A 12,827-nucleotide genomic window follows, 5' to 3' on the forward strand; every position below is an offset into this window, starting at 1 on the left:
AACTTCCTCGAAGCAATGTCTGTGGGGTTCCGTCAGGACTTGACGGGCCCCGTGAGCGCCCATGGCGCGTAGACATTGCTGCACCTCGGAACATGGCGATGATGAGTCTTCCGCTGCGTGCTGGCGGTACGTCGGTGTTGCGGAACGCCGGAGTGCGTCGATGGTGAATCCCCCGAAAACCGATGCTAGTGATCTGTCAGCAACGTCCGCACTGACGGACGGTTTGCCACGCGATTCGCATTGGCATCGAGAAGCTGCTGCGATTGCGGCGCGTCACTGGCACCGCACGTTGTGGCTGGTGGCGGCGCTGATGACGATTGGCTTCGTGGTGACGTTCGTTCCACAGTTCTGGGCGCGCGAATGGATGTCGGTGCGATTCGCCGGCTGGCCGTTGCCGTTCTACATGGGCGCGCAGGGTTCGATCCTGATCGATATCGGATTAATCGTCATCTATGCGTTGGTCCAGCGTCGTAACGACGCACGATATCGCGCTGACCTGCAAACTTTGCGCCGCGCACACAGTGACAGCCTCGGGCTTGGTGATGCGGCGGTTTCCGGCATGTCCGGCGGCGCGCAGGGCACTGCTTCCGCTTCTTCTCGTATGACTTCTCGCGCCACGTCGGCGCCGACTTCCCGATGAGTTACACGCGCAGGCTGCTGCGCTACTACCTGTATTACACGGCGGGTTTCTTCGCGTTCGTGCTGATGATCGGCTTGCTTGAGCGGGTCAACGGGCCGGGTGTATGGATCGGTTACGCGTTTCTGTTCGTGACCATTGCCGTCTACGCGGTGATCGGACTGATTTCCAGAACGTCAGATGCTACGGAGTACTACGTGGCAGGACGCCGCGTGCCACCGGTGTTCAACGGCATGGCGTGCGCGGCCGACTGGATGAGTGCAGCGTCGTTCATGGGGTTGGCGGGTTCGTTGTACGTGTCGGGTTACGACGGCTTGGCGTATGTCATGGGATGGACGGGCGGCTATTGTCTGGTGGCGTTTCTGCTGGCGCCGTACCTTCGCAAGATGGGGCGATACACCGTGCCCGACTTTCTCGGCACGCGTTACGACAGCAATGTCGTGCGGGCGTTGGGGGTGTTCTCGACGATTCTGTGTTCGTTCGTCTATTTGGTGGCGCAGATTCAGGGCGTGGGGTTGATCGCGTCGCGCTTTATCGGCGTGGAATTCACCATCGGCATCTTCTTTGGGCTGGCGGGCATTCTGGTGTGCTCGTTCCTCGGCGGGATGCGCGCGGTGACGTGGACGCAGGTGGCGCAGTACATCATCATGATCACGGCGTTTCTGGTGCCGACGGCGATGATCGGGCACCAGACGGGACATGGCTGGTTTCCGCAGTTCAGCTACGGGCAGGCGCTGGCGAAGGTGGAGGCGCTGGAGCGAGAGATTCAGCAGTCGATTCCCGAGCGAGAGGTGCGTGATTATTACCGGGAGCAGGGCGAGCAGATGCAACGCCGGCTGGACGGTCTGCCGGACAGCTTCTACACCGAGCGTGCAGAGCTGGAGCGCCAGTTGCTCGATACGAAGCGCCACAACGGGCCGCTTCGCGATGTGAAGGTGCTGGAAGCGAAGCTGGATGCGTTTCCGCGCGACGTGGGGGATGCGCAGAACCAATGGCTGGAGTTGCGCAATCAGTATGCGGAGCGCAGTGAGCCGCCGCACGCGATGACGGAGCCATTCCCGGCGCGCGACGAGACGACGCGCAGTTCTCAGCGATTGAATTTCCTGTTGTTGATGGTGTGCCTGATGATCGGCACGGCGAGCTTGCCGCACATTCTCACGCGGTACGGCACAACGGCGACGGTGCAGGGGGCGCGTAGCTCGGTGGGCTGGACGTTGTTCTTTGTGGCGTTGTTGTACGTGAGTGCGCCGGCGTTGGCCGTGATGCTCAAGTACGACGTGCTGCTGCATCTGGTCGGGGCGCGATACGAGAATCTACCGGGATGGGTGATGCAGTGGCGGCACGCAACGCCCGTGCAGCTGGATATTTCGGATGTTTATCGGGATGGCGTGGTGCAGTGGGGCGAAATCTGGATGCAGCCGGACATGCTCGTGCTGGCCGGACCGGAGATCGCGGGGCTGCCGTATGTGATCTCGGGATTGGTGGCGGCGGGCGCGTTGGCGGCGGTACTGTCGACGGCGGACGGGTTGTTGCTGACGATCGCGAACGCGTTGTCGCACGACGTGTACTTCCACATGGTGGATCGCCATGCGTCGAGCCAGAAGCGGGTGACGACGTCGAAGATTCTGTTGCTGTGCGTGGCGATGTTCGCGTCGTACGTGACGTCGTTGAAGCTGGGCAATATTTTGTTTCTGGTGGGTGCGGCGTTCTCGCTGGCCGCGTCGTGCCTGTTCCCTGCGTTGGTGCTGGGGGTGTTCTGGAAGCGAACGACGCGGCTGGGCGCGACGGCCGGGATGGTGAGTGGGTTGCTGGTGTGCGTGTACTACATCATGACGACGTATCCGTTCTTCACGAGGCTGACGGGGTTCGCGGGCGCCCGCTGGTGGGGCGTGGATCCGATAGCGGCCGGGGCGTTCGGCGTGCCGGTCGGGTTCGCCGTGGCGATCCTGTTCAGCTTGCTGGGCGGGCGCCCGAGCGAGCGGGACGAGCATCTGGTGGACCACCTGCGACGCCCGTAAGGAATAAATTTTGAAGGGGTTGTGGCGAAAGGGGGTAGGATATTCCCGGCGACCTGCTATAATGCGCGACTCTTCAGGAGAGATGGATGAGCGGTTTAAGTCGCACGCCTGGAAAGCGTGTATAGGTTAATAACCTATCCGGGGTTCGAATCCCCGTCTCTCCGCCACAGATAAACAAAGGGCTCCCCGCGTGGGAGCCCTTTGTGCGTTTACTAGCTTCGTTACTATCCGTTGGGTCTCTGGCGGGATTATCGAATGCCGGGACGTCCCTCCCTCTCCCGCCTTGCCCCATTCGGGGTCGTCTGAAGGGGACGGACCCGCGGTAAGTAGTCCCCGAGCAACGAGGACTCAAGGGGCTCGGTCCGGGTACCCCGTTATGAAACTGACTTCAGGTAGTTTGGAATCTGTGCTTTGCACGCGTCGAGCGCGGGAGTGGCGGTGTCAACCACACCGAATCGATACTTGCAGTATTTCGCAAATTCTTCGCGCGCTCGCGTCGACAGCTTATCAATCGGAATGTCCTCACCCTCGTTGGCAAATGGATCGTAAAACTGCATTTTCAGCGTTGGGAAATACTTGATAAAGAGGGTCGTTTGCTCTTCGTGATCGAGATACGTCTTCACGTAGCCGACGAACATCAATGTGAACGCGATCGGTAGGGCAAGAATCACCACGACAACCGCTCTTCTTTTCTCCGAATATGTCATGGCGCTCCCAGCCCGGTCGAACTGCGCAGACTCTTTACGACATCCAATCCCACGTTGCCGGGGCAAATCTTTCCGTCACCCAATTGTCCCGGGAATTCACGATGACCACCGAGTGTGTTGATATGAAAATACTCGCGCAAGATATCGACCAACGCCCCCAATGACTGCACTTGCCTGTCTGGCGCTCGGGGCCGGTTCTTGAAACCAAGCGTGCCGAACGCACCTCGGACTTTTGAAACGATATCGTTTCCTTCCTGATCATCGGTTAGGTTCTCTAGCAGAACGATACCGATTACCCCCGTGTTGTAGCGTCGAACGTGTTCGCCTTTGAATCGAATGTCGCGCCCTTCAAAAATATTCCCGAAACAATCTAGTGCGTAGTGGTACCCAATGTCGTCACTAGGGACAATGGAATTCCCCATTTGCTTTTGCTGAATCTCCTGCAATTGAAGAGCACCTGGGCCGCAACCGAAACTTCGTCCCGCGTGATGAATCGCGAGCTGGGCGTAGTTCCAGTCGGCCTGCATCCGTTCGGTTCTCGCCTTGTGTGCAGCCCAGTCCGAACGTTCGATGAAGTGCATTCCGCGTCGCCGCACTTGCGTGATGATCGTTTGGCGCGTTGCTGCGCGATTGTTTACAGACACTGATATGGTTTCGGCGTCGGTGCCATCAGGGACAGTCTGTCCAGAAGTCCAATGTTCAATCCGGTAATCGGTCATTTTCGACTATTGGGCGTGTTCGAGATTGCGTTTAGGAGACGAGAAGAGGATGTGAATACGAAAAGCTTGCGAATCACGCGTCTCAATCGTTGCGTAACCGTCATTGTCGGTCTTGCCTAATTGTCTTCCTCCACCCACATCCGCCACGAACGCTTGATGTTTTAGCGCCTCACCTGTCGAGCTATCCCAAACGTAGATTCGGCGGGAATAGATTTTGTCTAGCGCTGAGTGAACCTGCTTGGCTTCATTCGCCTCAACGGCATTGCCGGCCACATTGTTGGCCACTGAGTGCTCGTCAAGCTCAACATACGCGCGATTGTGCGAGGCAAGCATCTGCGGATGCCTCTCACACCTACACACGCACAGATCACCATTGAGGGCCGCCTCTCGTCCTTTGATGTCGAATGAGGGAAGTCGTCTGCCTTGCTGAACTATGACGCCCTCAGACTTACAGACCGGGCAATAGACTCTCGCGCCGACATAGGTCACGGGTGTACCGTCTAGCGTCATTGAGGCGTCACCGTCGATAACAATCCCGTCAGCGGTAGAACGATCTCCCACCAGCAAGTAGTACCTGCGCGTGCTTTCGCCACCGATTGTCTTGAAATAAGGCGAACAGATATATCCCAAGGACGACAAACGGTCTATGGGACAAGCCGCAAATTGGGCGCATAGGAAAATTTGAATGCCCCGGTTGGATTTCGGCTAAGGGGGCATATATGTCGACAATGCTCTATCTAAACAGGTTGACTCGCTAAGGTTTGCAACGATAGACCCTCGCGGTCAGAAGACTGTCGGCATGTACAAGCAGCTCCTGGGCGAGCTCTAACGTCTGCGCACTTGGCGCGAAGTTCATGTTTGATGAATCGAACTTCGACCTCTGTTTCAGCCGACACCCGCCACATGAATCTGTGCCACATCGAGTCCCGCGAAGCGGGCCTGCGTGTTTTCTCGTTGAGGAAAGACTCACTCCACAGGGTGCAGAAAAGCCACTCTGACGTTTGCACTGGTCTGAGAGCCTTGGTTTCTTCGGTGGTAGAGCGTAATTCATCAGTCTGTTCAATGATTAATCGTTTGCGCGAGCTATTCGTTGTTTTGCCCGGTGTGACGTGTATTCCATCGGGTTGAAGGTCTTACCAGCCTTTGAGTGGGGCCGACGAAACGAATTCGTTACAAACTAAGAGGGACAAATCCGTCCAGCCGGAGCCTTTGTTGCGACAAAACACGGGAACCGTCGTCGACGCAGCATCTTTCTTATCCACTCGCTCCCAATCATCACCCGAGAGGAACAGACAATCGTCGCCGAGTGCCAACGTGAAAAGGAGCTTCCCATTCGTCGCAGTGTCGCGAACGATGCCACCGGCGGTGTCTTTCGAGATGACCGCTCGTCTCACTGGAAATGCCCCATCCCAGCGGGGCTGCTGTTGTGATTTCCAAACGAAAAGACCGCTCGATACCATGGCGACTGCTGCCAAGAATTTATTCACTGTCATTGTCTAGCGCACTTTGGATAGTCAGTTCGTTTGTGACGCCGCTTCGAGCGCGACAGCCTAGTACCGTGCCATGGATCTCGCTCATACGCAAATACGACAGCACCACAAATAGCGACGGGAAGTATGCCCGCCAAAGTGCTGGGAAATTGCCCAAACTAACGAGCTTATGACGGTGATCTCGGTAATGCATGAATTGGTGAGTTGAGCACCCCACCGCCTCTGGCTAAGAGTTGGCAGGGCGATTTTGGACGGGAATCTGACTGTCTAGTCAAGAGTACGCCGAGGACGCGTCTGCCGCCGTTAGCGCGGCCGATTGAGGTGCTCTGGTTTGCGCCGGCAAACAAAGGGCTCCCTACGTGGGAGCCCTTAGCATTCCTGTTGTAAAAATTCACATGCCCTGGTGCAGCGTTTTGATCCGCGACAGTCTGCGGCGAGGGATCCCCGCGACATGCCGATATCCAGCCTCGGGACTACGAAGCCGGTGCGTTGGCCCTCAACTTGCGACACTCGCCAACGAGCTCTGTAGCCAGTTCGCCAAGCTCGCCGAACATCGCGATCAGGAATCTGGCTGGAATCTCCTTGCCGCTATCCGTGGTGCATACCGCGAGAGCGAAGATGCGTTCGGAGAGTGTGCTGAGCTTGTCGGCCGACGTGTGGGATAGGGAAATTGCGGAAGCGTGAGAAGTCATGCGGGGAACCTCGATCTAGTCAATTCTTGGACCCCGCCACCCGCTGCATTGCGCAGGGGTGGGCGGGCACTGGACTAGGTTGACGAACCGCTGATGATTCGGATTAGGCGGCACACCCGAAGGTGTCCCAATCCAGACCCGCCCGTGGACACGAAGGCGCGGCATTGCGCACACGAAAGCCGCAGACATCGCGGCCGTGTGCCCGAAAACATCGTTCAGGTCGTCAAACCCGGTCGCGCTTGGGGCGCGACGGGAACCAGATTAGCTATCCAACGATGTGGGCACCACGCGTTCAGAGTCGCATTCTAGGTCACTCGTTGAAATTCAGAACATTCCGATGTCTCAATAGGGACTCTGCTTGGTTGCGAGGGGATGTCCGAGTATTCGACCTGACAGCGGGACCTTCTCCTCCACTGACATACGCGTCTGGGGTTGCGTCACGCGGCTACGGGAGCTGTTTCGTATCAGATGGAGAACGAATGCAGTTAGGGTGGTGCAGTTTCGGCGCTGCGCTCCCGTACGGGGGGCAGAATTTGTGGAATGGGTAGGCGTGGCTACCCAGTTGTTTGCAGATCAGCCCAAGCTCTGCCATCGCGCGACCGACTTTGAAACGCCGATCGCATTGCCTTGCTCGCGCATCATTCCCATGATGCTGCGACTGCCCGCTGAGCTAAGGCTTCGACGAACAGTTCGTGCGCCAGCACTTGGATAGAGATAAAAAGCATCTCTTATGATCGCTTAAATTCTCGTGGAAATATTCATGAATTATGCCGGAATTATTTAATTTCTTTTATAAAAATTCTGACAGTTTCAATGGTTCCATCATAGGCAGTCCCGACGCTCATCTTGGCCGAAAAGAGCGCATTGGAGAAGTCGTATGAGAATTTCTTATTGCCATCGGAGTTGATGGATGGCTTGAATTCACCTGAAGGAGGCATCTGAGGCAATATTTCCGTCCAGTTTTTTCCAAAAACACTTTCAACCACTGAAAACGGGAATAAATCCTCTTGAAAATTCACCGTTATTGTCCCGAAGCACGCTCTGTCATCCATCTCTCCCGAACCGCCGGAATAGCTGGTTGTCACCTCATCGATAAATGAACTTTTTTCCGGCTCAGGAAGCCTCGAAAACTCTCGATCATCCTTAATTTTAGAGAAATTGACTTCCGTCCCACCGGTTGACTCAAGTCCGAAATAGCGCACAGACAGACTTCCAACGAGGTTTCCGAATCCATCGTTCGTATACAACATCTTGTCGATCAATATTCGACTCTTTGTTGCATATAAAATATTTTCCAGTAACTCGTCAATGGTTTTTGGGTAATTAAATGGAAACGACCTCGCTCCATCAGCGGTGAATTTTTGACAAGATGGCGATTTATCCAGGTCGCTCACGATGCGCTCTGCTTTTTCATCTGAATCTCGTGATTTAACGGTAATGTCCTTATCATTCGCAAAAATATAATTCGACGATATTATAGAAATAACAAAAACAAGAATTATTCGCGCGGCGCGAGAATTTCCTTTCCATGCCAACCCATCTCTCACGATCATATCCTCCTGCTGGGTGACTAAAGGATGATTGCATAAAAAAATAATTAAAAAATTCAGAAAAATTACAACAATCAATTTAATGCATAGTATGAATAATTATTTAATGTGAAATTGAAGGTGCAGCCATCCGTTTTTATCGATCCATGTTCGGACCACTCCGATTGCAGACGCTCCGACAAGAGGGAAGTTGTCGATTGACACAAGAAATTCACACTGCAACCATTGGACGTTCCTTGCGTTGATTTCCCCTCTTTGAGAAGGCTCTACCCCTAACTGGTTGGTAGCTTCGAGGGTTGAATGTAGAGTTATTTGGGTGGTGCTTTTCTTCATAAGTTGTTGTGTATTATGGATTTTTCTAATTTTCTGTGCGGATGAATGTAGGGTTCTATGTTGGGGTTTTAGTTTTTGTGACCGACATCCTTCAAACCGCTCTCCCCGATGGCCCCGCCGCCGTCCCAGCTCCCCACGCATGAATGATTTCTCATCGTGCATACACGTCGTTTTTTTCGATTGTGCGTAAAAAAATGGCTGCCTACCTTCTCCCTGCCGGTTCGTAATCAAAAAACACCGCTCGAATTCGTCACCGCGGCTGGCGTTCACGCGTCGCCAGCACTTGCCGTACGTGGCCAGACGATCAAGCGCACTCGAATAACCGGCCGGGCCCGCTATTCAACCGGGTCCTGGGGGCAGAGCTATATGGATGGGAGATCCAGATGAAGAAAATCGCAGTCGGCCTGATCGCATTTTTCCTGATATCCAGCACGGCGCTGGCGCAGTCGAACGTGACGATTTATGGCGCAATTGATGAAGCGGTCGTGTACTCGAACAATGCCGGTGGTGGGAGTGTCGTGCAAATGCTCGACAGCTATCACTGGAATACGGTGTTTGGCTTCCGGGGGACGGAGGATTTGGGGGGCGGGCTGAAGGTCGTCTTCGATTTGGCGAGCTATTTCAATCTATCCAACGGCAAGCAGTTCCGATCGGATACGTTCTTTAGTCGCAGCGCATGGGTGGGGTTGTCCAAGGCGGAATACGGCACGCTGACCTTCGGGCATCACAACGATTTTTCGGTGCTCTTATTAGGCAATTCACCGGGATTCAATTCAACGTTCTCCCAAACCCCCGCGAATGCCGACCATATGGCGGGTGGTTATGTGAACAACTCCGCCTCCTATCGATCACCGACATTCGGCGGCTTCACCCTATTTGCGCTCTACGCACTCCCGGGTGGGACGTCCGACACCTACAACCGAGGCCGCGCAATGAGCTTCGCCCTGTCCTATGCAGACGAGCGATTCAAAGCGGCGGCTGTCGGCACCAAGATCAACGGCGTGAACTTCACGCCCACGCTGGCTGGCATGAAATCGTTTCTCGGCCAGACCGTTACCCCGTATCGCTCCTTTGCTGTCGATTCTCAAAACATCTATGGGGCAAGTGCCTCCTACAAGTTCGCCGAGAAGTGGACCGCAGGCTTGAGCTATACCGACGTGGCGTTTGCCGGGTTTGGCAAATATGAATCGATCCGCAGTGGCACGGTCGACGTCATTTACGATTTCCAGCCGGACCTCAAGATCACGCTCGGGTACGGACGCAGCGCCTTAGGTTCGGGGCGGCTCTCCAACTACAGCCTTTTCGTCGACAAATTCCTGTCGAAGCGGACCGACATTTACGTGGGGACGAGCTTCGTGACGTCCTCCGGCGCGACCCAATCGGCCGTCTTATTCCCTCTGGCACCGTCTTCGACCAGCCGTCAATTTGCCGTGGCCACGGGGATACGCACTTTCTTCTGACCACCAGTAGCGAAATTAAAAAATCGAGAGGAATGCGCATCCGTTCCGGCGCGCATTATTCCGTCGAATTATGAGCAAGTGCAGTAAATCAAGATGATTTGGAGGGGTTTGATGAAACAAGGAAATATCACTTCAGTCGCGACGATGCCGGCAGAAGGCGCGCGCACCAATCAACCATGGCTCATGGTCGCTTACGCGACGATCGGCGCGAGCGTGTGCAGCACAGCGATCATTCTGATGACGGTGGGCGTGTTCATTCGGGCGCTTGGAACTGCGCAAGGTTGGGATCGCGCACAGATCTCTGGCGCGCTGTCCATCTGTGCGCTGAGTCTGGCGGTCGCAACGCCGGTCGTCGGTGCGCTGATCGACCGTTTTCATCTTCGAACCGTGCTGGTGACGTCGTTGCTCACCTATGGCGCGACGGTTTTGGCCGTTCCGCTGATGGTGAAGACGTGGGGAATCACCGGGTTCTTTCTGGCGTTCTTCCTGATCGGCGTCTTTGGCGCAGGGTCGAACACCATCGTCTACTTGCGAGTGATCTCGGGTTGGTTCGACCGGTCGCGCGGTCTTGCGCTGGGCATCAGCATGGCCGGCGTTGCACTCGGCGGGGCTATTGCCGCTCCCATTGCCGCTGCGATGATCCAGCGGTTCGGCTGGGAGGCCGGGTACTACTTCTTGGGCGCGGTGCCGATCGTGATTGGCGTGCCACTGGGCCTGTTTCTACTCAGGGAAGCGCCGACGCAGAACGGCGTCAGCGGGCGTGCTACCGGGGCACTCGGGGCAGCGGGACGCACGCTCTCACAGGCGTTCGCCAGTCGCGCCTTCTGGCTGGTTGGCGTTGCGGCATTTCTCATGGCCGTGGCCATCAACGGTGCGCAAATCCATTTGGTCCCTATGTTGCTCGACCGCGGTGTCGCGCTCTCGTCGGCAGCGTTCGCGACGACCGTGTTGGCGGTTGCTGCGCTCATCGGACGCGTTGCGGCGGGCTATCTGTTCGATCGAATCTTCGCGCCTCGCGCCGCCATTGGCATTTTTGCGCTGTCGTGCGTCGGCTGCGCAGGTCTTCTGCTAACGAACGCCCCGGCATCCGTGTATCTGTGCGCGGCACTCCTTGGCTTTGGTGCTGGCGCCGAATCCGATTTGCTGGGGTATTTGATCAGCCGATATTTCGGGTTGGATCACTTCGGAAAGATCTTCGGCTGGGTGTTTGCTTCGTTCATGGCGGGTTCCGCTGTCGGTCCGGTCGTGTTCGGGATGGGGTTCGATGCGTCGGGAAGTTACGCCATGCCGCTGTATCTGGCGTGCGCGGCCCTGCTAATCGTCTGCGCGTTGTGCGCCATGATGCCGCGATATCAACCCGTGCAAGAGGCGCAACTGGAAATCGTCGCCTAGTCGGCGTATGCGCTTCTCCTCGCGAAGGCACTCGCACCGGGATGCATTACAAAACGTGGGGCAAGGGCTTCAAACAAAGCGTGCATAGCGCGTTGACACACTGCATACAGTGCACAAAACTCTCCGCTCCAATTGAGGCAACGTCGCACACGGCAGTCTCAATGCTTCGCACGCGTTTCGAGGAAATGATGAAAGAAGTCGAACTAGAGGAACTGATCGCGTCGAGACTGCGCGATGCATACACCAGCGGTCCCATTGCCCCATTTGCCTCTTGCGTGGGCGGCGATATCGACGCCGCCTATCGCATCCAGCACCGCAACACAGACCACGCGGTGCAAGTGGACGGCCGCCGAATCGTAGGCCGCAAGATCGGCCTCACGTCGACTGCCGTCCAGAAACAGCTTGGCGTGGACCAACCCGACTATGGCGTTCTGTTCGACGACATGGCGGTCGTCAATGCCGGCCTCGTCAATATGTCGAGCCTCTTGCAGCCCAAGATCGAAGCAGAGATTGCATTTGGCTTTCGTGTGGACATCGACGACCCAACGCTCGAAATGTCCGACCTGTTCGAGCGAATTGAATGGGTGGCGCCAGCGCTCGAAATCGTGGATAGCCGCATCGCAGACTGGAAAATCGGGATTGTAGAGACGATTGCGGACAACGCGTCGTCTGGCCGCTTCGTGATCGGCCGGAAGCTGCCATTCACGCCTGACATCGACTTGGTGAATTGCCAAATGCACATGCAGGAGAACCGGCAGGTGGCATCGACAGGAAGCGGGGCGGCATGTCTGGGGAATCCGCTGAACGCTGCGCTTTGGCTGGCCAAGAAACTGATCGAGGTGGGGCATCCGATCAAGGCGGGCGAACTGGTGCTCAGTGGCGCACTCGGCCCCATGGTGAACGTCAAGCACTACAGCACCTATCACGCGGACATCGAGGGGATCGGTGAGGTCTCGGTTCGGTTCGGCGACTAACGTCGGAAATTGATTTGGAAGTCGGGAGAGAAATTTGCCATACCTAGATCATCATGAAAGTCGGCTGTATTACGAGGTACACGGCAGCGGTTCACCGGTAGTGCTGCTGCATGGCGTGGGCGGAAATCACGCGAGCTGGTTCTATCAGGTCGCCGCGTGGCGAGCGGATTTCAAGGTCATTCTTGTGGATGCCCGAGGCTTCGGAAAATCCACCGACGCCGAGCTTGCCGGACGCGCCGAGTTCACAAACGATCTTCTCGCAGTTCTGGACTCGCTCGATTTGCAGCGCGTCTCGTTTGTCGCGCAGTCGATGGGCGCTGGCACGGCAATCGATTTCGCGTGTCGCTATCCTGATCGCGTTGCGTCCTTACTGATTGCCGATTCTTTGGTCGGCATCACCTTGCCTGAATCCATCGCGGCGGAAATGGCAAAGGTGCAGAGCGCGACGCGCGATCTGTCGCAGGCTGAACGTGTGCTTGGACGCACGCACCTCGCCAGCTCGCCCGCCATGACGCAGTTGTATCTGCAAATTGCCGGATTCAATCGCTACACCTTCAAAACACTCGTAGGCGCCCAGCCGTCTTACTCGCCCGAGCAGATCGCAGCGACGGGCGTACGTATCGGCTTTCTCGTCGGAGAGGAAGATGTCCTGTTCCCACCGAAGATCGTCGCGGAAGTGTGCAAGCACTTTGACGGCGCGGAATTGATGACGCTTGCTGGCGCGGGTCACTCGGCCTATTTCGAAGCGCCAGACCAGTTCAACACGCGCGTCGCCAATTGGCTTCAATTCCAAGACTAGAAAGCAAACGAATTGCGGCATGCAAAGAGCGCTCGCGAGATTGATCGACGTCCGCG

Annotated in this window: 10 protein-coding genes, 1 tRNA gene and 1 pseudogene; 7 read left to right on the top strand and 5 right to left on the bottom strand. The window is 56.2% G+C overall.

The genetic code is table 11. The annotated features are described in order from the left end of the window. Positions 1-160 precede the first annotated feature (160 nt). From AT302_RS05130 to AT302_RS05140, 3 genes are all read left to right on the top strand, one after another. Complete coding sequence (locus AT302_RS05130; protein WP_058377514.1) at positions 161-640, top strand: DUF4212 domain-containing protein; 480 nt, start codon at positions 161-163, stop codon at positions 638-640. After that, positions 637-2,655, top strand: coding sequence for a sodium:solute symporter family protein (locus AT302_RS05135; RefSeq protein WP_058377515.1), 2,019 nt, complete (start codon positions 637-639; stop codon positions 2,653-2,655). Before AT302_RS05130 ends, AT302_RS05135 begins: the two co-directional genes overlap by 4 nt. A gap of 76 nt (positions 2,656-2,731) precedes the next feature. Beyond that, positions 2,732-2,822, top strand: a tRNA-Ser gene (locus AT302_RS05140). Positions 2,823-3,029: 207 nt separating this feature from the next. Here AT302_RS05140 and AT302_RS05145 read toward each other — a convergent pair. The 5 genes and pseudogenes from AT302_RS05145 to AT302_RS27490 all read right to left on the bottom strand — a co-directional run bounded on the left by AT302_RS05145 (position 3,030) and on the right by AT302_RS27490 (position 7,810). After that, positions 3,030-3,362: a hypothetical protein gene (locus AT302_RS05145; RefSeq protein ID WP_058377516.1), complete on the bottom strand. Its 333-nt coding sequence runs from the start codon at positions 3,360-3,362 to the stop codon at positions 3,030-3,032. Continuing rightward, positions 3,359-4,081, bottom strand: a complete 723-nt coding sequence (locus tag AT302_RS05150) for a peptidoglycan recognition protein family protein (protein ID WP_058377517.1) — start codon at positions 4,079-4,081, stop codon at positions 3,359-3,361. Before AT302_RS05150 ends, AT302_RS05145 begins: the two co-directional genes overlap by 4 nt. Before the next feature lie 6 nt (positions 4,082-4,087). After that, positions 4,088-4,414: a hypothetical protein gene (locus AT302_RS28030; RefSeq protein WP_058377518.1), complete on the bottom strand. Its 327-nt coding sequence runs from the start codon at positions 4,412-4,414 to the stop codon at positions 4,088-4,090. Between the two features lie 75 nt (positions 4,415-4,489). Next, a pseudogene (locus AT302_RS28420) lies at positions 4,490-4,591 on the bottom strand (PAAR domain-containing protein); the annotation flags it as partial. A gap of 2,448 nt (positions 4,592-7,039) precedes the next feature. Beyond that, on the bottom strand, positions 7,040-7,810 hold the full coding sequence (locus AT302_RS27490; protein WP_157125685.1) for a hypothetical protein: 771 nt from the start codon (positions 7,808-7,810) through the stop codon (positions 7,040-7,042). A gap of 719 nt (positions 7,811-8,529) precedes the next feature. Between AT302_RS27490 and AT302_RS05175 the strand changes: the two genes are divergently transcribed. The 4 genes from AT302_RS05175 (at position 8,530) to AT302_RS05190 (ending at position 12,771) form a co-directional block, all read left to right on the top strand. Next, a complete protein-coding gene (locus AT302_RS05175; RefSeq protein ID WP_058377522.1) occupies positions 8,530-9,606 on the top strand; it encodes a porin in 1,077 nt (358 codons plus the stop codon). A 111-nt stretch (positions 9,607-9,717) separates the two neighbouring features. Beyond that, complete coding sequence (locus tag AT302_RS05180) at positions 9,718-10,998, top strand: MFS transporter (RefSeq protein WP_167365781.1); 1,281 nt, start codon at positions 9,718-9,720, stop codon at positions 10,996-10,998. Positions 10,999-11,159: 161 nt separating this feature from the next. Further along, a complete protein-coding gene (locus tag AT302_RS05185; RefSeq protein ID WP_237172065.1) occupies positions 11,160-11,972 on the top strand; it encodes a 2-keto-4-pentenoate hydratase in 813 nt (270 codons plus the stop codon). Between the two features lie 34 nt (positions 11,973-12,006). Then, positions 12,007-12,771, top strand: a complete 765-nt coding sequence (locus AT302_RS05190; protein ID WP_084656030.1) for an alpha/beta fold hydrolase — start codon at positions 12,007-12,009, stop codon at positions 12,769-12,771. Positions 12,772-12,827 lie beyond the last annotated feature (56 nt).

It is taken from the genome of Pandoraea norimbergensis, assembly GCF_001465545.3.
Taxonomy (GTDB): domain Bacteria; phylum Pseudomonadota; class Gammaproteobacteria; order Burkholderiales; family Burkholderiaceae; genus Pandoraea; species Pandoraea norimbergensis.

Bases quoted from the DNA above. Each gene is read 5' to 3' on its own strand.
- AT302_RS05130 (WP_058377514.1), top strand. From the start codon at position 161: ATGGTGAATCCCCCGAAAACCGATGCTAGTGATCTGTCAGCAACGTCC.
- AT302_RS05135 (WP_058377515.1), top strand. From the start codon at position 637: ATGAGTTACACGCGCAGGCTGCTGCGCTACTACCTGTATTACACGGCG.
- AT302_RS05145 (WP_058377516.1), bottom strand. From the start codon at position 3,362: ATGACATATTCGGAGAAAAGAAGAGCGGTTGTCGTGGTGATTCTTGCC.
- AT302_RS05150 (WP_058377517.1), bottom strand. From the start codon at position 4,081: ATGACCGATTACCGGATTGAACATTGGACTTCTGGACAGACTGTCCCT.
- AT302_RS28030 (WP_058377518.1), bottom strand. From the start codon at position 4,414: ATGCTTGCCTCGCACAATCGCGCGTATGTTGAGCTTGACGAGCACTCA.
- AT302_RS05175 (WP_058377522.1), top strand. From the start codon at position 8,530: ATGAAGAAAATCGCAGTCGGCCTGATCGCATTTTTCCTGATATCCAGC.
- AT302_RS05180 (WP_167365781.1), top strand. From the start codon at position 9,718: ATGAAACAAGGAAATATCACTTCAGTCGCGACGATGCCGGCAGAAGGC.
- AT302_RS05185 (WP_237172065.1), top strand. From the start codon at position 11,160: ATGCTTCGCACGCGTTTCGAGGAAATGATGAAAGAAGTCGAACTAGAG.